The following is an 18,857-nucleotide window of genomic DNA, read 5'->3' as shown; positions in this document are numbered from 1 at the left end:
GACCCGCACGTCCACACCCGAGTCGCGCAGCGACAGCGCGTGCGCGTGCCCCTGGCTCCCGTAGCCGATGACCGCGACCTTGCGGCCCTGGATGACGGACAGGTCGGCATCGTCGTCGTAGAACAGCTCAGCCACAGGTGAAGCCTTTCCATGCCGCAAGCCCCCGTGTCGCATCGAGGAGACCCGCTTGAAGGGTGTTGATGTTCGCCCGCTCGCAGCGGACTCGCATGTCGAATCTACGGGGAGAGCCTGCCGCCTTCCGTGACGGGGCGGCGACCACGGGATGGCGGCAGGGCGGCGAGGCGGTAAAGGCGTGTCCGCCGACCGCTCCACGGCGACCCGGCCCCGTTGGGCTGCGCCGCAATCAGAAGGGCCCCGGCAAGGGCCGGGCATGCACCCGCTAGAGCGCCTTGAGCAGGCGTTCCGCCAGGACGGCCGCGGAGGCGGGGTTCTGGCCGGTGAACAGGTTCCGGTCCACCACCGTGTAGGGCTTCCACATCTCGCCCTTGGTGAAGTCGACGCCCATGTCGATGAGTTCGGACTCCACCAGCCACCGCGCGCGCTTGGCGAGGCCGACCGCGTCCTCCTCCTCATTGGTGAACGCCGTGACCCGGTAGCCCGCGAACGGGGACTGGCCGTGGATCCTGGTCGCCAGCATCGCCGCGGGGGCGTGGCAGACGACCGCGAGGGGCTTGCCGGAGGCGAGCGCCGCGGTCAGCAGCCGGCCGGCGTCGGGGTCGACGCACAGGTCCTCCATGGGCCCGTGGCCGCCCGGGAAGTAGACGGCGTCGTAGTCCTCCACGCGGGCGTTCGCCAGGTGGATGGGCCGCCTCATCACCTCCGCGGAGCGGATGATCTCCTCCAGGTCGAGGGCGATCTGCGCGCTGCCGGCCATGTCGGGACGCAGGCTCATCATGTCCACGGTCGGGATCACCGCGCCCGGAGTGGCGACCGTGATCTCGTGGCCGGCCTCGCTGAGGGCCTTGTACGGGGCCGCGAACTCCTCGGCCCAGTAACCCGTCGCGTGCCTGGTGCCGTCCTTGAGCGTCCAGTACGACGCCCCGGTCAGAACGAAGAGCAGCTTCGCCATCGGACCATCGCCTCCCTGTCGGTGTCCGACACGGTTGAGGGCCAAGTGTTACTCAAGCATGATGCGCCCCCAGCAGGTCCGCCAGGCGTGACCTTCGCGCGGCGCCGGATGCCCGGCTGACCTGCGCCTTCGGTGAGCGGCGCACACCGCCCTCACCTCAGGAGCCGGGCGACCTCCGCAGGGTGGGCGAGGTGCGGGAAGTGGCGGCTGCCGGGGAGCACGGTGACCGTGACGCCGGGCAGGACCTTGCGGAGCCAGGTGAGGTAGTCCGGGTCGGGTTCGGCGCCGGTGACGTAGTGGTACGGCGTGTCCTGGGACGCGATGCGCTCCAGGCGGGCGGCGTTCCGCTCCTCCAGCAGCTCGGGCGGTGTGGTCAGCAGCTCGTCCCAGTAGGCCAGCAGTAGGTCACGCGCGGGCGTCGCGTCGGGCCGGGCGAGGGCGCGGGCCTCCGGCGGCAGGCCGTCGATGCCCATGCGGCCGAGCAGGCCGTTCCAGATCGTGCCGTGGTCCGGGCCGCGCAGCACGTCCGCGTTGCGCTGCAGCAGGTCGGCGAAGCCGCCGACGCGCAGCGGCTGGTCGATGTTGACCACGCCCCGCACCGGGTGGGTGGCGGCGTAGGCGGTGGCGATGGCACCACCGATGGAGTGCCCCACCACGACCGGCCGGGTCAGGCCCGCCTCGGTGACCGCCTGGTGCACGACGGCTGCGACGTCGTCCAGCCCGTGCCGGTCCAGCGGCGGCGACTGCCCGTGTCCCGGCAGGTCGACGGCGAGGACGCGCCGCCCCGGGTCGGCGGCCTCCAGCTCCCGCAGGAACGGGCCCCACCGGTGACGGTCGTAGCTCAGGCCGTGCAGCAGGACGAGCGGCGGTCGGCCGTCCGGCTCGCCTCGGCGCTCCGCCCGCAGACCCGCGTACGTCAGAGGGGCTTCGCCGGTGCTCATGTGGTGTGTCCTTCCAGTGGTGCGTGCCGTGCACAACAGGAGGCGTAACCCCGCGGGGAACGATCCGTTCGTGACCGGCGTCACACCTGCCAGCGCCCAGGACCGCCGGGGCCCGGCTGGTAACGCATGAGGCGGCCCGTCCGCAGGGACGCCCGCAGGTGGGCACCGGCGAGCGGCGCGGCGGCCTCGATGCGCCGGACGGTCCCCCACAGCGCCCGCGTGGCGCCGACCCGGGCCCGCTCCGCCGCGTCGCCGTGGGCACGGGGGCGGCCGCCGAGGCCGGTCGCGCGCCGGAGTTCGGCGAGGAGCGCCCGGCGCTCGGCCTGCACGGCCGCGGCGGCGTCCACGTCACCGGCCCGGTCGGCGGCGTCGAGCCTGTCGTCGAGCACGGCGAGCCGTCGGCGGTAGGAGGCGCGTGCCGTGTCGTCCAGCAGCGGATCGGCCACCGGAGCCGCGAGCCCGGCGCCGCCGGCCACGAGATCGAGCGCGGGGATCTCCTGGCCGGGCGCCGCCAGCAGTGTGCGCAGGTAACGAGGTCCTCGCCCGTCGGGCACCCGGGCCGTCTCGCCGCCGGCCTCCAGTCGCCAGTCGCGCCCGTCGAGCACCCAGCGCCACCGGCCGTCCGGCGGACCGGCTGCGCCGAGGGTGGAAAGGAGACCGTCCATGCCGAGCCGCTCCGCGATCGACCGGGCCTGCGCCACGTCCTGCGCCGCCCTTTCCCGGTCCCCCGGGCCGTCGCGCCGGGTGCGGACCTCCGCGCGTGCCGCCAGGATGTGCGCGAGCCAGGGGAGGGCGCCGGCACGGCGGGACAGCTCGGCTGCCGCGTCCAGGTGGCCGAGGGCGGCGTCCGGCCGGTCCAGGCGCGCCGCCAGGCGGCCCAGGTAGTCGTCGACGGGTCCGGTGACGGTGTTGGCGCCGCCCCACACCACCAGCCGTCCTCCCTGGTAGGGCAGCAGCGCGTCGTAGAGTGCGGCGGCCGCCGCCGGGCTACCGGTCCGGGAGGCGACGACCGCGAGGTCGGCCAGCGCGCCGATCCACCGCGGGCCGGTGCCCGCGAGCACCGAGGGCAGCAGCCGTTCCAGTTCCAGACCGGCCTCGACCTCGCGTCCCGACCCCAGCATCGCCCGGGCCGCCGTGGCCTCGAAGAAGTGCCCGGGCAGTCGGCGCGCCATCCGCTGCCAGGGCTCGACCGGGGGCTCGGTGCCGCCCCGCACGACGGCCAGCTGGTGGCGCACCGAACCGGCCAGCCGCTCGGTGTCGCTCACCCCCGCCTTGGGCCCGGCTACGAGGATCCGGTCCGCGAGTTCCCCGGCCTCCTCGAACCGGCCCCTGACCGTGGCGAGCATCGCCCGCCGGGAGAGCGCCACCACGTGGGCGTCGGTGTGGCCGGCCTGTTCCGCGGCGCCGACGTACACGGCGAGCGCGGCCTCTGCGGCCGTCAGGTCCCCGGTCTCGGTGTACGCCACGAAGCGCCAGAACAGCCCGCGGGACTCGGCTGCCGCGTCACCCGCCCGGCGGGCCTGAGCGACGATCTCCCCGGCGGTGGCCAGGCGTTCGGCGGTGGCGGCCGGGTCCCACAGCGCGTGCAGCCGGCCGTCGAGGACCTCGGCGACCGCGCCCGGGTCGCCGGATGCGCGGGCCAGGCCGAGCGCCGTGTCCGCCAGGTCCCGGCGGCGCGCCAGGGCCGTGGTGTCGGCCAGCAGCTCGCGCGCGAGCCGGGCCAGCACCCGGGCGCGGACCGCGGGGGCGACCGGTCGCTCGGCGGCCTCCTCCAGCAACCGGACGAGTCCGAGGTCGAGTTCGAGGAACTGGGCCCGCGACGGGGCGACCAGCGCGAGGTGCACGGCCGGGTCGGCGTCCCCGGGCAGGTCCTTCAGCCGTTCGGCCTGGGAGAGTGCGGGACCGGGCAGCCCGCCGGAGACCAGCCACAGGGCGTGGACGGCGTCGGGCGGCAGCCCGGGCACGAGCGCGGCGAACCGCGCGCCCGACAGTCCGCCCAGCCTCAACTCGGTCCCCTCCCCGGAGTACTCCCGGGCGGCGGCCAGCAGTGCGCGCGGTCCCGGGGGCGCGCCGGACCCGGGCAGGTCCTCGGCCGTGCCCTCGTCGGCAAGCAGCAGAACGGGCTCACCCGGCGACCCCGGTGGGTGCGGCGGAACGGCGGGCGCGGAAAGCGTGCGGTCCCCGGTGTGCTCGACCCGGATGCCGCGCTCGGCGGCCAGCTCCGCCGCGGCCACCAGCAGCGCGGTCTTGCCCGCCCCCGGCGGCCCGGTGACGACCAGGCGTTCGCCGACGCCGGCACGCAGCCGGTCGAGGAGGGCCCCGATCGCGGAAAGCTCCTGGCCACGGCCGATGAGGGACACGCCTCAGCCTAACCGGCACCCGCCTGGAACCCCCGCCGTGCCCGCCCCGGCCCGGCCGGAGGCACGCTGCCGCGCGCACCCGCGATCGCCGCGGAGGCCGCGGTGTACGGTGCCTCGGCGAGGGGGGCGAGGGTGGATCACGACTGGGACGACGACACCGAGTACCGCCGTGCCGTCGGCCGCGCCTGGGTCATGGGGGCGATCGCCGGTGGCTGCTCCTTGGTGGTCGTGGGATTCGTTGCCGTCGTCGTACTCGGCCTGAACGTGTTCCTCTTCCTCGTGGACGCTCTCAGCGGGTAGGACCCGACCGGTCCCGTGCAGCCAGGGGGCTGCTACGGAGTGACGATCGCGAAGTCCGGGTCGGGTTCGCCGAGGTACGCCAGGAGTTCGGCGAGCTTGCCGGGGTCGCCCGACATCTGGATGCCCGCTCGGACCGCCAGGTCGGCCGCCGGCAGGGTTCCCAGGAGGACGGCCCGCAGATCGGCTTCGGGGAGGGTGACCGCCAGGTCGGGTTCGGTGGCGGCGGGGCCCTCGCCGGGCACGTGGGTGAGCACGCCGTTGTGCAGGCGCCAGGTGATGGGTTCCGAGCCGTGGACGTTCCAGCGGATGGTGATGTCCGCGTCCCAGCCGGCGGGGCCGTCGACGCGGATGGCGAGGGAGTCGAAGAGCTGGTCGAGGGAGAGCGCGGAGATCACGTCGGGCGACGCGGTGACGGTGGGCGTGCCGACCGGGCCGTGGCGCAGTTCGAGGGCGCCGGTGAGGAAGAAGTTGCGCCACGTCCCGTTCTCGCTGCCGTAGCCGAGCTGGGTGAGGGCGTCCGCCTGCAGCTCTCGTGCTTCGGTGTTGCCAGGGTCGGCGAACAGCACGTGGTTGACGACCTGGGCCACCCAGCGGAAGTCTCCGTCCGCGTAGGACCGGCGGGCGCGCCGCAGGACCTCGTCGGCGCCTCCCATGAAGTCCACGTAGCGGATGGCGGCCTCGGTGGGCGGGTGTTCCCACAGGTGGGCGGGGTTGCCGTCGAACCAGCCCAGGTACCGCTGGTAGATCGCCTTGACGTTGTGGCTGACGGAACCGTAGTAGCCGTGGGTGTGCCAGACGTGTTCCAGGGCCGGCGGCAGGTGCATCCGTTCGGCGATCTCCAGGGCCGTGAGTCCCTGGTTGATCAGGCGCAGGGTCTGGTCGTGCAGGTACGCGTACAGGTCGCGTTGGTCGGACAGGAAGGTCAGCACGCGTGCGCGGCCCCAGGTCGGCCAGTGGTGCGAGGCGAAGGCGACGTCGGAGGAGGCGCCGAAGAGCTGGATGGTCTGGGTGAGGTACTGAGCCCAGACGCGTGGGTCCCGGACCTCGGCGCCGCGCAGGGTGAGCAGGTTGTGGAGGTTGTGGGTGGCGTTCTCGGCCATGCAGAGCGCCGCGCGGCCGGGGAAGTGGATGTTCAGCTCGGCCGGCGCCTCGGTCTCGGGGGTGAGCTGGAAGACCATGCGGATGCCGTCGACGGTGTGCGTCTGGCCGGTGCGCATGATCTCGACGCTGGGCGGGATGAGGCTGACCGTGCCCGTGGAGGTCGTCTGCCCCAGACCTGCCCCGATCTGACCGTGCGTCCCCTTGGGCAGTGCGGCGCCGTACATGTAGGCGGCGCGGCGCGCCATCGCCGTGCCCGCGTACACGTTCTCGCTGACGGCGTGGGTCAGGAAACCCTGGGGGGCGATGACGGGCAGTCCTGCTCCGGCCTCTTCGGCGGTCACGACACCCTTGACGCCGCCGAAGTGGTCGACGTGGCTGTGGGTGTAGAGCACGCCGCTGACGGGGCGGTCCCCGCGGTGGCGCCGGTACAGGGCCAGGGCGGCCGCGGCGGTCTCGACGGACAGGAGGGGGTCGATGACCAGGATGCCCCGCTCGCCCTCGACGACCGTCATGTTGGACAGGTCGAAGCCGCGTACCTGGTAGATGCCCTCGGCCACCTCGAAGAGCCCGTGCCGGGCGACGAGAGCGCTCTGCCGCCACAGGCTCGGGTGCGCGGTGTCCGGGCAGTCGGCGTCGAGGAAGCCGTACGCGTCAAGGGACCACACCGTGCGACCGTCACGGTCCGTGATCTCCCGCTGCTCGACGGTGCCGAGGAAACCACGGCCGGCGTCGTCCAGGTCGCGGCTGTCCTCGAACGGCAGAAGGCTTCGTGCGGCCTGGTTGGCGGCGACGATCGCCGGTTCGGGGCCCTTCAGCGCGGAATCGGCGGACATCGTGTTCTCCTTCGAGACCGGTACCGTCATCACGCCCACACGGGATGAACCCTCTGCCAGCCTCGGCAGGACGGCGTCCGCATGCCAGCGGGAGTACGCCGCCCGGACGAACCCGCGATCAGTCCGCCTGTTCGGCCGTCGCCGGGCTCGCGCCGCCACGCTGGTGGATGTCGGGGACGCCGTCCCCGTCGGCGTCGGTGTCCTCCTCGGCGCACAGCCGCCGGTACAGCCGGTTGCGGCGGTGCAGGAGCAGCGCGGCCAGGCAGGCCGAGATCACCGAGGCCACCAGGACCGCGGCCTTGACGTGCTCACCTTGCGCGGTCGCGGGGAAGGCGAGCTCGCCGATCAGCAGGGCCACGGTGAAGCCGATGCCACCCAGGGTGGCGAGGCCGAACACGTCGGCCCAGGCGAGGTCCGGATTCAGCCGGGCCCGCGTGAAACGGGCGGCAAGGTAGGTTCCGCAGAAGATGCCGGCGATCTTGCCGAGCACCAGACCCACGACGACACCGAGCGGTTCGGGCCTGGTGAACACCTCCCCCAGGGCACCCGCGGAGACGCCGACCCCGGCGGCGAACAGGGCGAACAGCGGGACGACGACACCGGCGGACAAGGGGTGCAGCAGGTAGCCGGTGCGCTCGGCGGGCGAGGTCACCTCGTCCTCGTCGCGGGTGGTCCGCAGGATCAGGCCCATGGCCACCCCGGCCACGGTGGCGTGCACGCCGCCGTTGTACATCAGCGCCCAGATGACCAGACCGAGCGGCACGTACCACCACCAGCCCGTGACCCGTAGCCGCTGCAGCGCGTAGAACACCGCGAGCCCGGCCGCAGCGCCGAGCAGCGCCCAGAGGTTGAGGTCGGAGGTGAAGAACACCGCGATGACCAGGATCGCGCCCAGGTCGTCGACTACCGCGAGGGTGAGGAGGAAGGCCCTCAGCGCCGCGGGGAGGTGGGTGGAGACGACGGCCAGGACCCCCAGCGCGAAGGCGATGTCGGTGGCCATCGGCACCGCCCAGCCGCTCGGGCTGCCGCCCCCGAGCGCCGCGACCACGGCGTACAGCCCGGCGGGCACCACCATGCCGCACACCGCCGCGATGACCGGGAGCGCGGCGGTGGCCGGGGTGCGCAGTTCGCCGACGACGAGTTCGCGCTTCAGCTCGATCCCGGCGACCAGGAAGAACACCGCCAGCAGTCCGTCCGCCGTCCAGTGCTCCACCGACAGGTCCAGCCCCAGCGCGGGAAGGCCGAAGTGGAAGTCGCGTACCGCCTCGTACGCGCCGCTGAACGGACCGTTCGCCCACACCAGGGCCACCACCGCCGCGGCCAGCAGGACCAGGCCGCCGACCGTCTCCGTCCGCAGGGCCCGGGCGACGGCCCGCCGCTCCGGCCACGGGAGCACGCCGAGGAACGGGGGGCGGGAACGGGGGGCGGTGGCCATATGGGCGGACCTCCGGGGCGTCGGCGGCAACGGGCACAGGGCCCCTCACAACGCCGACCAGACTTCCCGGCACACCGGGCGCCTCTTCTTGACGCCTTACTGACACCCTAACGGCGGCGCATCGGCGGCCCCAACCGTTCCCGCCACCTCCCGCACCTCCGCACCTCCCACGCCTGGCGCCCGCGTCAGCTGTGCCGGCGGTGACGTCAGATGAGTTCCAGGCCGCCGTCGACGGTGATGACCTGCCCGGTGGCCTGGCGTCCAGCCGGCTCGGCCATGCGCAGGATCCAGTGGGCGATGTCCTCGACGTCCCCGATGCGGTGCGTGGGGATGCGGTCGCGCTCGTACGCGTACATGTCGTTGATCGCCTCGGGGGTCAGACCTGCGGCGACCATGACGTCGGTCCGGGTGGGGCCGGGAGCGACGGAGTTGACCCGGATGCCCTCCGCCGCGAGCTCGAGGGCCCAGCTGCGGGTCATCTGCTCGATCGCGGCCTTGGTGGCCGCATAGTGGGATCCGCCGGACATCGGGCGGTGTCCGTAGGTGCTCGACACGTTGACGATGCTGCCGGAGGACGTGCGCAGATGGGGCAGGGCTTCGTGCGCCAGCATGCTCGGGGCCACCACGTTGAGGGCGAACAGGTCGGTGATGACCTGCTTGTCCGCCTCGGCCAGGGGCATGACGGCCGTGGCGCCTGCGTTGTTCACCAGCAGGTCGAGCCGTCCCCAACGTGCCACGGCGGTGTTGACGACCTGCGCGGGCGCGCCGTCGTCGACGAGGTTCACGGACAGGGCTTCGATGTTCGGGTGGGCCTTGGCTGTTTCCTCGAGGGCATCCATCCGGCGGCCGACGCCGAGCACGTTCGCCCCGGCCTGCGCCAAAGCGAGTGCCGTCGCACGGCCGATACCGGATCCCGCGCCGGTGACGATGGCGACGTGACCGGAGAAGGGCAGGTGGGATGTGGTGGTCATGGACTCTCTCTCCTTTGTTCGATGTTCGGCGAACTACGAACAAGGTACACACGTGTGAAACGCTTTGGTGGGAAAGGTGAGGCATGACACGCGCCACAGGTCGCCCCGGCGGCTACTGCGCGACGCCGCGCCGTGCCGTGCCGGAGAAACGCAAGCGGCCCACCGCGTTCGGCAGTGGGCCACCCGTGGGCGCAGCAGGATGTCAGCGGAAGAGCCGGCCGAACCGGCGCACCTCCTCCGCGAAGATCTTCGGCTGCTCGAACGCCGCGAAGTGGCCGCCCCTGCTGGCCCGATTCCAGTAGACGAGGTTGGGGAACGCCTTCTCGGCCCATGCGCGAGGCGGCGTGTAGAACTCCTTGGGGAACAGTGTGACGCCCATGGGCACGTCGATCTTGACCGCGTTCATGGTGATGTCCGAGTTCTCCCAGTAGAAGCGTGCGGCGGACTCCGCCGTATTCGTCAGCCAGTACAGAGTGATGTCGTCCAGCATCTCGTCCAGGGTGAGGACCGACTCGGGGTTCTTGTCACTGTCGGTCCAGACACCGAATTTCTCGTAGATCCAGGCGGCCTGCCCGACCGGGGAGTCCGCCAGGGAGTAGGACACGGTCTGGGGCCTGGTCATCATCTGGAGCTGGTAGCCGATCTCGTTCCGCTGTTGTGCGTTCAGTTGGTTCATCGCGACCCGCTCCTCCGGAGTGAGGCGCTTCGGGTCGAGATCAGGGGGGACGATCTGAGGGAAATTCAGGTGGATGCCCAGCAATCCCTTGGGACGCAGGACCCCCAACTGCACATTGACGGCAGCTCCCCAGTCCCCTCCCTGGGAGAGGTAGTGGTCGTACCCAAGGCGAGGCATGATCTTCGCCCAGGCCTTCGCCGTCCTCACGCGCCCCCATCCCACGGCGTCCGGCTGATCGGAGAAGCCGAACCCCGGGAGGGACGGTGTGACCACGTGGAATGCGTCACGCGCGGATCCACCGAACTCGGTCGGGTGGGTCAGGCGCCGGATCACCTTGCGGAACTCCAGGATCGAGCCCGGCCAGCCGTGGGTGAGCATGATGGGCATGGCGTCGCGGTGCGGTGACCTGGCATGCAGGAAATGGATGCTCACACCGTCGATCACGGTGCGGTACTGCCCGAATCCGTTGAGCAGCGCCTCCACCCTGCGCCAGTCGTAGTGTCGCTGCCAGTGCTCCACGAGTCGCTTGACCCGCCACAGCGGAGCCCCCTGGGACCAGTCGTCCACGAGTTCCTCGGTCGGCCACCGGGTCATGGCCAGGCGTCGCCGCAGATCGTCCAGCATGCGCTCCGGCACGTGCAGCCTCATGGGCACGACCGCGCCGTTGCCCGGAGGCGGCGTGAACGAGCCCGCAGTCGTGGCGCCCGTTCCCGTGACGGCCTCGGCGACGCCGGACGTCATCGTCGCCGCGGCAGTTCCCGCGCCCAGCGCCCCCATGGCGTACAGCAACCGTCGACGGCTGAGATTGCTCGCTTGACTCGCCATGCGTTACTCACTCCAGTCGGTCATTTCGATTCAGCGGGACATGCCTGGCGTGGGCCTGAGAGGAGTTTGGCGGCCCATTTCGCGCAGGAAAAAAGCGTCCCTGCGATGTGGTGGCCAATGTTGCGTTGATTTCGTGTGGGCACGGTGTCACGCCACTCAATGGCGGACGGGGGCCCCTTCGCGCACGACAACAGGCCGGGCATACGCCATGTTCGCCAGTCATCGAACGTCGCTTGCGACCGTACACCGGCCATTCGCCGAGCGGGGATGTCGCGAAGGTGGCTTGGCTCACGGACCTTGTTCCGACGCATGGGTCGCGTGGGTGACACCGTGTGCACGTGCAATGAGAGCGCCGTCACGCCGGTCGCAACGTTCAGGGCGAACTCGGCCGTGTTAGGTTGTTCGGCATACGTCGAACGATCATTTCCCGGCGTACACGCAGGGCCCGATGCAGGTGTCGGCCAGAGTCCGAGTGAATCCTCGCCCTGCCATCCACAAAGTGTCGTCGAGGGCGCTCCTCGCGATGCCGCCGCCGGTCGGCCGTTGACCGGACTGACCGCCGGCGTACCTCAACACCCAGCAGAAGGAGAAAAGCCATGAGTGCCATCACCACTGAGATGCAGGAGTTCATCTCCCGCGTCGTGCACGACGGCAGCAACTACCGCATGGACGCCATGGAGAAGCTCTACACCGACGACATGGCGATCCTCTTCCCGACCCGGGAAGGAGCCATCGCGGCAGCTCCCCGCAAGGCGGTCTTCGCGGAGTTCGCGGCCCGGGGACAGGCGGGTGAGACACCCCTGTCCACCGAGTACAAGGTCCTGCACGCCGAGGACCAGGGCGAGTACGCGACCGCGCTTCTCTACCGGCGCATGAGCGACACCACCGCCCCCTTCCTCTACGAACTGCGTCTGAAGCGGGGAGGTGCCTACGGCTGGCTCGTCGCCGGGGAGACCGTCACACCGTGGCCCGACCCGGAGACCGCCGGTGCCTTCCTTCCGCCGCGACAGGCCGCCGCCTGAGAGCCGGCCGTTGCACGGGACCCGTAGTGCGCGTGCACCGAGGGGTCCCGGTCGTGGCCACTGCTGGCAAAGGCGCCTGAGCCAGCGGTGGCCTGCCCCCTCCCAGGGACGAGCAGCCCCAGGTTCCCGCAACCACTACGCCACCGCCAAAGACCCGAAGGAAGAACCGTGTTCCCCACCGCACAGATCGGCGTCACCGGACTCGCCGTGATGGGCCGCAACCTCGCCCGCAACCTGGCCCGTCACGGCTACACCGTGGCCGTCCACAACCGCACCCCCGCCCGCGCCCAGGCCCTCGTCGACGACTTCGGCCACGAAGGCACCTTCATCGCCGCGGATTCCGCCAAGGAGATGGTCGCCGCCCTGCAACGGCCCCGGCGTCTGATCGTCATGGTGCAGGCCGGCAGGCCCACCGACGACGTGATCGACGAGTACGCGCCGCTGCTGGAACCCGGTGACGTCATCGTCGACGGCGGCAACGCCCACTTCGCCGACACCCGCCGCCGCGAGGCAGCCCTGCACGAGCGCGGCATCCACTTCCTGGGCACCGGCATCTCCGGCGGCGAGGACGGCGCGCTCAACGGCCCCAGCATCATGCCCGGCGGCTCCCACGAGGCCTACCGGCTCCTGGCCCCCGTCCTGACCGACATCGCCGCCACCACCCCCGACGGCAGCCGAGCCGTCGCCCACCTCGGCCCCGACGGCGCCGGCCACTTCGTCAAGATGGTCCACAACGGCATCGAGTACGCCGACATGCAGCTCATCGCCGAGGCCTACCACCTGCTGCGCCACACCACCGGTTGGGAGCCCGCGCGGATCGCCGAGGTCTTCCGCCAGTGGAACACCGGCCGCCTGAACTCCTACCTCATCGAGATCACCGCCGACGTCCTCGCCCACCGCGACGCCGACACCGGTCTCCCCTTCGTCGACGTCGTCGCCGACGCCGCCGAGCAGAAGGGCACCGGGCGCTGGACCGTGCAGACCGCCCTCGACCTGGATGTCCCCGTCTCCGGCATCGCCGAGGCCGTCTTCGCCCGCTCCCTGTCCGGACACACCGCACTGCGCGCCACCGGCGCCGCCCTGCCCGGCCCCTCCCGCACCGTCCTCGGTGAGCGCGACGCCGCCCGCTTCACCGACCAGGTCGAGCAGGCCCTGTACGCCTCCAAGGTCATCTCCTACTCCCAGGGCCTCCACCAGATCCAGGCCGCCGGCAACACCTACGGCTGGAACACCGACCTCGCCGCCGTCGCCGCGGTGTGGCGCGCCGGCTGCATCATCCGCGCCGCCTTCCTCGACCGCGTCCGCGACGCCTACACCACCGACCCCGCACTGCCCAGCCTCCTCGCCGACCCCGGCTTCGCCGGCGAAGTCGGCGAAGCCCAGCTCCCCTGGCGCCTGGTCGTGGCCCACGCCACCCGCGACGGCGTCCCCGCCCCCGCCTTCGCCGCCGCCCTCGCCCACTACGACACCCTGCGCACACCCCGGCTCCCCGCGGCGTTGATCCAGGCCCAGCGCGACTATTTCGGCGCCCACACCTACCGCCGCACCGACCGCCCCGGCAGCTACCACACCCGCTGGGACACCGACCGCACCGAGAACCCCGTCAGCTGACCGGGCGGGCGTCCGCGTGTCACGGGGCGAGTACGTCAGGTGCTCAACCGACGCCCGTCCAAGAGTCGCTGTGCCGGGGCGGCCCGCAGGCAGGCCCCGCACACGACGCACACGGCGGCCGTGCCGTAGGCCCACGCCTGGAGAGGGACGCCCGGCAGCAATCGGCCCCCGAGGTAGAGGACCGTGCCGGCGAGGGTGACGGCCAGCCACTCCCAGCGGCCGTCGAGCGCGACGAGGCCGACGACGAGCAGTGAGTACCAGGGGTAGTTGGGCGAGACCAGCAACAGCGCCGTACCGGTCAGCAGCAGGGCGCCGCGCCAGGGGCGGGTGGGGTCGCCGCGCCACCATACGTACAGGGCCATGAGTGCGAGCAGCACGAGGACGACCATTCCTGCGGCGGCGTCAGGGAGCAGCAGACGCAGCAGGGCGAAGCGGTGCACGTCCCCGGGTTCGTATCCCTCCTCCTGCAGGTAGCCGGGCAGGTAGCCCAGGACGCCCGTGCCGGACGCGGCGACGTACGGCAGGTAGGCGAGGGCGACCACGGCGACCGTCGCCGACACCGTGCGCAGGATGCGGGCCGGACTGCGCTCCCCGGACAGCGCGCCGGGCAGCGTCAGAAGCGGCAGCAGTTTCACGGCGACGGCGGCGCCGAGCAGTCCTCCACGGCGGGCGCCCGCGGTGGCGGTACCGAGGGCGAGCACGGTCAGCAGGACACCGAGGGTGTCGACGTGGGCGTTGTCGACCGCCTCGAAGGGGACGGCCGGGCACCACGCCCACAGAGCGGTGCGGGCCGGGGCCCGGCGTGGGTCGCCGCGCCGGCGCAGCACCGCGAGCAGCGCGACGGTGGTGCCGAACGCCACGACGGCGCCGCCTGCTTGGAGCGGCTTGTGGCGGCTGCCGTGCGGAGACAGGACGTGGACGGTGACGAACCAGCCTTCGGCGACGGGCGGGTAGATGGTCGGGACGGTGGGGCGGTTGATGCGGGCGCACAGGCCGCTGTCCGTCCGGGTCAGTCCCCAGCCCCGGCAGGAACCCGTGGCGGGGAACAGCCAGTCGTCCCGCAGCGCGGCGAGTTCGGGTGCGGCGGGGGGATGGGCGTACGGGGAGATCCCCGCGGCCTGGACGCGGCCGTCCCAGGCGTAGCGGTACATGTCGGTGCTGGTGCGGGGTGGTGCGGCAAGCCCGGCCAGCGCCACCGCGGCCGCTCCGGTCAGGACCAGTGCGGTGGCGGCGCGTGCCGGGACCTTGCGGACGGCCCATGCCGAGGCGGCGAACAGCGTCCAGGCGACGGCGTATCCGGCCAACAGGCGGCCCGGGTCGCGCTGGCTGTCGCCCGCGCGGAGGGTGCCGATGACGACGACGGTCAGTGCGGCGAGGAGGACCGCGACGGCGATGGTGCGGACACGGGCCGGTGCGCGGTTGACGGGTGCCTCGGGCGGGCCGGTCGGCGGCTGCGGGGACTGGTGCTGTGCGGCGGTTGCGTCGCTCATGGTCGTCCGGTCCCTCCGGTGGCCGTGGGTGGCTCGTCACGGTGGCCGGACCGCGGGCGGCGCAGTTCCACGAACGAGCGGCCTTCGGCGGTCCACCGGCCTGCCGGGATCCACCCCGCGGCCTCGGCGGTGTGCAGCAGGACGGTGGTGCCGAGGCGGGCCCAGGGGAACGGGCGGCCGTGCCGGCCGCGGCCGTCCTCGACCCGGACGGTCAGGCGCTCGTCCTCGTCGTGCAGAGTGGCCTCTGCCAGGAGGCGTCCACCCGGCGCGACCAGGGTGCGCAGGCGGGTGAGGAGGGCCAACGGGTCGCCACCGATGCCGACGTTGCCGTCCATCAACAGGACGCTGCCCCAGCGCCCCTCCCCCGGCAGGCGGTCGAAGACGGACCGGCGCACGGCGGAACCGCCGTGTTGCCGGGTCCGGGCCACCGCGGCCGGGCTCACGTCCACGCCGAGTGCCCGAACCCCCCGGACGGCGAGGGCGGCGACCAGACGCCCCGGTCCGCAACCCACGTCGAGGACGGGGCCGGTGCAGCGGTTCAGGACGGCGGCGTCCGCTGCGTCGGGGGCGGCGCACCAGCGCTCGACGTCCAGCGGCAGCAGTTCCCCTACCCCTCCGGCGCCGTCCGGTGGGGCCGGAGGCGACAGGCGGCGCAGGAAGAGCGGGCCGCGACCGGTGCGCAGGGCATGGGCGTAGGGGTCGTCCGTCCACGGTTCCCCCGGCTGCGCCGGCCACTGCCGCGCGGCTGGCTGCGCCTGTGCGGGGAGACCGGCGGGGCGGGCCACCGTCCGGGTCTTCCAGCCGGCCGCGGTCCGCGGCGTCCGCTCGGCGAGGGCGGGTTCCGAACCGCCTGCGGTGCCGCTCACCGGCCGGTCTCCGCGAGCGAGTTCAGCGTGGTGGCGAAGCGCGAGCCGGGCGGGCAGCACGCGGCGACCGCGGCGGCGTCGGCGGCGGTGTCCACATCGCGCAGCACCGGCAGGTCGCCCACGCTGAGCCCTGCCTCGACGAGCCGTCGCCGCTGCGTCGCACCGGTGTGCCCGGTGGACATCGGGACGCCGCGTACGAGGGCCGCGGCGCGCCCCGGATCGGCGAGTCCCAGCGCCCAGAAGCCGCCGTCCTCGGCCGGGCCGAACCAGGCCTCGTGGCCGTCGCGTCCGGCCTCCGCGAGGTGTTCCACGGTCAGTTGCGGGGTGTCCATGCCGACCAGGAGGGCCGGTCCGCGGTCGCAGCGGGCGAAGGCGGACGCGATCCGCTCGTCCAGGCCGCCGGTTCCCTGGCGCACGACGTCGAAGCCGGGCGGGAGCCAGGGTCCGGGAGCGCCGTCGAGAACGAGGACGCGACGCCGAGCGGGGGTCTTGAGCACCGTGTGCAGCGTGTCGGCGAGGGCGGCCTCCGCGAGGGTGGCCGCCTCCAGGGGCGTGTAGGGCGGGGTGAGCCGTGTCTTGACCCGCCCCGGGACGGGCTCCTTGGCGATGACCAGCAGCGTGGCCGGGCTCCCGGCCGGGTGGCGGGGGCTCATCGTCCGGTTCCCCGGGCCGTTGCCGCGGGCGCCAGGTCGGCGGAGGGAGGTTCGGCGAGGACGGAACGCATGTCCCGTACCGCGTGCCAGGTACCGCGCCAGGTGCCGGTGACCTTGGAGCGGCCCGTGCGCGGGCGGTACGGCACGTCCGTCTCCTCCACCCGCCAGCCCGCGTCGGCGGCGCGGACCACCATCTGCAGCGGGTAGCCGGAGCGACGGTCGGTCAGGTCCAGGGCGAGCAGGGAATCACGGCGGGCGGCGCGCATCGGTCCGAGGTCGTGGAGGCGCAGGCCGGTGCGCCGGCGGACCAGTCGCGCCAGCTCCAGGTTGGCCAGCCGGGCGTGCAGGGGCCAGGCGCCGCGCGTGACGGGCCTGCGCCGGCCGAGGACGAGGTCGGCCACGCCGTCGAGGACGGGCGCGGCGACGGCGGGCAGCAGCGCGGGGTCGAGGGAGGCGTCGCAGTCGCAGAAGCAGACGACGTCGGCCGTCGCGGCGGTGAGCCCCGCGTGGCAGGCGGCACCGAAACCGCGGCGCGGTTCGTGGACCACGTGCGCCCCGAGGGCGCGGGCGATGTCCGCCGAGCCGTCGGTGGACCCGTTGTCGACGACGATCGCGCGCCAGCGGGAGGGGATGCGGTCCAGCACCCACGGCAGGGCCTCGGCCTCGTCGAGGCAGGGCAGCACCACGTCCACCGGGGCGGAAGGAGGAGGGGATGTCTCGATCACCCCCCTCACCCTACGGAGACAAAAAGCCCAAAAGGGATATGGGCACCTTACGGATCGCTGACGTCCGCCTCCGCTCCCACCGTCGGCCGAAGGCCGGGTGCCACACTCGGTGGCGTGAAACACGTACTCGTCGTGGACGACGACGCCACCGTCTCCGAGGTCGTCGTCGGCTACCTGAACCGGGCCGGCTTCGACGTCGACGTGGCCGCCGACGGCCCCGCCGCCGTGGCCCTGGCCGCCGTCCGGGCCCCCGACCTGGTCGTCCTGGACCTGATGCTTCCCGGCATGGACGGCCTCGAGGTCTGCCGCCGCATCCGCGACGACGGCCCGATCCCCGTGATCATGCTGACGGCGCGCGGTGACGAGGAGGACCGCGTCCTCGGCCTGGAAGTCGGGGCCGACGACTACGTCACCAAGCCCTTCAGCCCCCGCGAGCTCGTGCTCAGGGTGGAGTCGGTGCTGCGCCGTACGGGAGACCAGGCCGCCCGGGCGACCCCGGCCGGATCGGAGCTGCGGGCCGGCCCCCTCGCCCTGGACCCCGGCGCACGCCGCGTCACGCGCCACGGCGTCGAACTCGCCCTGACGATCCGCGAGTTCGACCTGCTGGAGTTCTTCCTGCGGAATCCCGGGCGGGCTGCCGGCCGGGAGGAGCTGATGCGCCGCGTGTGGGGCTGGGAGTTCGGCGACCTGTCGACCGTCACCGTCCACGTCCGTCGCCTGCGCGAAAAGGTCGAGGAGGACCCGGCGCACCCCTGCCTGATCAGCACCGTGTGGGGCGTGGGCTACCGGTTCGACCCTCCGACCGCGGACGAGGGAGCCCCCGATGGTGCATGACACCCTCCTCATCGTGGCCTACGCGGCCATCGGTGCGGCCTGTGCCGGCCTGCTCGGCACGGGCGTTCTGCGGCTGCTGCGCAACCGCTCGGTCGCAGTGTCCCTGGCGGTGGTCGCCGCCGTCGCGGTCGCGGCGATGCTCGGCGGAACCATGCTGGTGTCCTGGGCCATGTTCCTGTCCGACCACGACCTGTGGGTCGTGACCATGGTCTGCTCCATCGCCGCGGTCGTCTCGCTCGGGGTGGCGCTCGCGCTCGGCCGCGGCGTGGTCCGCGGCAGCCGGGCCCTCGCCGAGGCCACCCGCGCCCTCGGCGACGGCGGCACTTTCACCCCGCCCGCCGCCGCACCCACCGCCGAACTCGCCGAACTCGGCCGTGAACTGGCCGCCACCAGCGCCAAGCTCGCCGCGTCCAGGGAGCGTGAACGGGCCCTGGAGGAATCCCGCCGCGAGCTGGTCGCATGGATCTCCCACGACCTGCGCACCCCGCTCGCGGGACTGCAGGCCATGACCGAGGCCCTGGAGGACGGCGTGGTCGACGACCCGGGCCTGTACCACGCCCGCATCCGCGCGGAGGTCGAACGCATGAGCGGCATGGTCGGCGACCTCTTCGAACTCTCCCGCATCCAGGCCGGCGTGCTCGCCCTGAACACCACCCGCATGTCGGTCTACGACCTCGTCGGCGACGCGCTCGCGGGCGCGGCCACCCTCGCGATGGAGCACGGTGTGCGGATCGTCGGGGACGGGGTCGAGCCGGTCCCGGTCGAGGTCGACGGACGCGAGATGTCCCGCGTGCTGGCCAACCTGCTCGTCAACGCCATCCACCGGACTCCGGCCGACGGAACGATCGCGGTCTCCGCCCGCCGGGAGGCGAACAGCGTCGTCGTGTCGGTGACCGACGGCTGCGGCGGCATCCCCGCGGAGGACCTGCCCCGTGTCTTCGACACCGGCTGGCGCGGCACCGACGCACGGACCCCGCCCGCCGGAGCGGGTCTGGGCCTGGCGATCGTCCGGGGGATCGTGGAGGCCCACAAGGGCCGGGCGGCGGTGCGCAACGTCCCCGGCGGCTGCCGCTTCGAGGTCCGGCTGCCCGCCGCCGCCTGAGGCGCCCGGCGGGCAGGCGGAC

The 18,857-nt window shown here is 72.9% G+C and carries 16 protein-coding genes and 1 pseudogene; 5 read left to right on the top strand and 12 right to left on the bottom strand.

Going from position 1 to position 18,857, the window contains the following annotated elements; translation table 11 throughout:
• The 4 genes and pseudogenes from ACFYYN_RS19245 to ACFYYN_RS19230 form a co-directional block, all read right to left on the bottom strand.
• Positions 1-135: pseudogene (locus ACFYYN_RS19245) on the bottom strand (ketol-acid reductoisomerase); the annotation flags it as partial.
• A gap of 265 nt (positions 136-400) precedes the next feature.
• Positions 401-1,090 carry a type 1 glutamine amidotransferase domain-containing protein gene (locus ACFYYN_RS19240; protein WP_500546776.1) on the bottom strand — a complete coding sequence of 230 codons (690 nt, stop codon included), beginning with the start codon at positions 1,088-1,090 and terminating at the stop codon, positions 401-403.
• Positions 1,091-1,242: 152 nt separating this feature from the next.
• Complete coding sequence (locus tag ACFYYN_RS19235) at positions 1,243-2,031, bottom strand: alpha/beta fold hydrolase (RefSeq protein ID WP_500546775.1); 789 nt, start codon at positions 2,029-2,031, stop codon at positions 1,243-1,245.
• Between the two features lie 80 nt (positions 2,032-2,111).
• Positions 2,112-4,391, bottom strand: a complete 2,280-nt coding sequence (locus tag ACFYYN_RS19230; protein ID WP_500546774.1) for an AAA family ATPase — start codon at positions 4,389-4,391, stop codon at positions 2,112-2,114.
• Positions 4,392-4,523: 132 nt separating this feature from the next.
• On the opposite strand from ACFYYN_RS19230, the gene ACFYYN_RS19225 reads away from it, so the two are divergent.
• A complete protein-coding gene (locus ACFYYN_RS19225; RefSeq protein ID WP_500546773.1) occupies positions 4,524-4,691 on the top strand; it encodes a hypothetical protein in 168 nt (55 codons plus the stop codon).
• 32 nt (positions 4,692-4,723) lie between these two features.
• Here ACFYYN_RS19225 and ACFYYN_RS19220 read toward each other — a convergent pair whose 3' ends face one another.
• The 4 genes from ACFYYN_RS19220 to ACFYYN_RS19205 form a co-directional block, all read right to left on the bottom strand.
• Positions 4,724-6,625 (bottom strand): alkyl/aryl-sulfatase, encoded by a 1,902-nt coding sequence (locus tag ACFYYN_RS19220; protein WP_500546772.1) that lies wholly within the window; start codon positions 6,623-6,625, stop codon positions 4,724-4,726.
• 118 nt (positions 6,626-6,743) lie between these two features.
• A complete protein-coding gene (gene nhaA / locus ACFYYN_RS19215) occupies positions 6,744-8,060 on the bottom strand; it encodes a Na+/H+ antiporter NhaA (protein WP_500546771.1) in 1,317 nt (438 codons plus the stop codon).
• 206 nt (positions 8,061-8,266) lie between these two features.
• Positions 8,267-9,031 (bottom strand): SDR family NAD(P)-dependent oxidoreductase, encoded by a 765-nt coding sequence (locus ACFYYN_RS19210; RefSeq protein ID WP_500546770.1) that lies wholly within the window; start codon positions 9,029-9,031, stop codon positions 8,267-8,269.
• Positions 9,032-9,233: 202 nt separating this feature from the next.
• A complete protein-coding gene (locus ACFYYN_RS19205) occupies positions 9,234-10,532 on the bottom strand; it encodes an epoxide hydrolase family protein (RefSeq protein WP_500546769.1) in 1,299 nt (432 codons plus the stop codon).
• A gap of 596 nt (positions 10,533-11,128) precedes the next feature.
• Between ACFYYN_RS19205 and ACFYYN_RS19200 the strand changes: the two genes are divergently transcribed.
• Together ACFYYN_RS19200 and gnd are read left to right on the top strand one after the other, a co-directional pair.
• The gene (locus ACFYYN_RS19200; RefSeq protein ID WP_500546768.1) at positions 11,129-11,554 is read left to right on the top strand and encodes a hypothetical protein; all 426 of its coding nucleotides are present in this window, start codon (positions 11,129-11,131) and stop codon (positions 11,552-11,554) included.
• 168 nt (positions 11,555-11,722) lie between these two features.
• Entirely contained in the window at positions 11,723-13,165 is a 1,443-nt protein-coding gene (gnd, locus tag ACFYYN_RS19195; protein ID WP_500546767.1) for an NADP-dependent phosphogluconate dehydrogenase, read from the top strand.
• Between the two features lie 35 nt (positions 13,166-13,200).
• Here gnd and ACFYYN_RS19190 read toward each other — a convergent pair whose 3' ends face one another.
• Genes ACFYYN_RS19190 through ACFYYN_RS19175 form a run of 4 tightly spaced genes read right to left on the bottom strand, consistent with a single transcriptional unit; the run spans position 13,201 to position 16,899 of the window.
• The gene (locus ACFYYN_RS19190; protein WP_500546766.1) at positions 13,201-14,655 is read right to left on the bottom strand and encodes a glycosyltransferase 87 family protein; all 1,455 of its coding nucleotides are present in this window, start codon (positions 14,653-14,655) and stop codon (positions 13,201-13,203) included.
• Entirely contained in the window at positions 14,652-15,521 is an 870-nt protein-coding gene (locus ACFYYN_RS19185) for a methyltransferase domain-containing protein (protein ID WP_500546765.1), read from the bottom strand. The genes ACFYYN_RS19190 and ACFYYN_RS19185 overlap by 4 nt, the downstream gene beginning before the upstream one ends.
• Positions 15,518-16,174 (bottom strand): TIGR04282 family arsenosugar biosynthesis glycosyltransferase, encoded by a 657-nt coding sequence (locus ACFYYN_RS19180; RefSeq protein ID WP_500546764.1) that lies wholly within the window; start codon positions 16,172-16,174, stop codon positions 15,518-15,520. The genes ACFYYN_RS19185 and ACFYYN_RS19180 overlap by 4 nt, the downstream gene beginning before the upstream one ends.
• Positions 16,171-16,899: a glycosyltransferase family 2 protein gene (locus ACFYYN_RS19175; RefSeq protein ID WP_500546763.1), complete on the bottom strand. Its 729-nt coding sequence runs from the start codon at positions 16,897-16,899 to the stop codon at positions 16,171-16,173. The genes ACFYYN_RS19180 and ACFYYN_RS19175 overlap by 4 nt, the downstream gene beginning before the upstream one ends.
• 114 nt (positions 16,900-17,013) lie before the next feature.
• Here ACFYYN_RS19175 and ACFYYN_RS19170 point away from each other — a divergent pair, with 114 nt between their 5' ends.
• Together ACFYYN_RS19170 and ACFYYN_RS19165 are read left to right on the top strand one after the other, a co-directional pair.
• A complete protein-coding gene (locus ACFYYN_RS19170) occupies positions 17,014-17,733 on the top strand; it encodes a response regulator transcription factor (protein ID WP_500546762.1) in 720 nt (239 codons plus the stop codon).
• Positions 17,723-18,835, top strand: coding sequence for a sensor histidine kinase (locus tag ACFYYN_RS19165; RefSeq protein WP_500546761.1), 1,113 nt, complete (start codon positions 17,723-17,725; stop codon positions 18,833-18,835). Before ACFYYN_RS19170 ends, ACFYYN_RS19165 begins: the two co-directional genes overlap by 11 nt.
• Positions 18,836-18,857 lie beyond the last annotated feature (22 nt).

Origin of the sequence: Streptomyces sp. NPDC001902, from assembly GCF_042891295.1 — a bacterium.
Classification (GTDB): domain Bacteria; phylum Actinomycetota; class Actinomycetes; order Streptomycetales; family Streptomycetaceae; genus Actinacidiphila.
The sequence above is the reverse complement of the archived record's forward strand: the minus strand, read 5'-3'. Positions and strand labels throughout refer to the sequence as shown.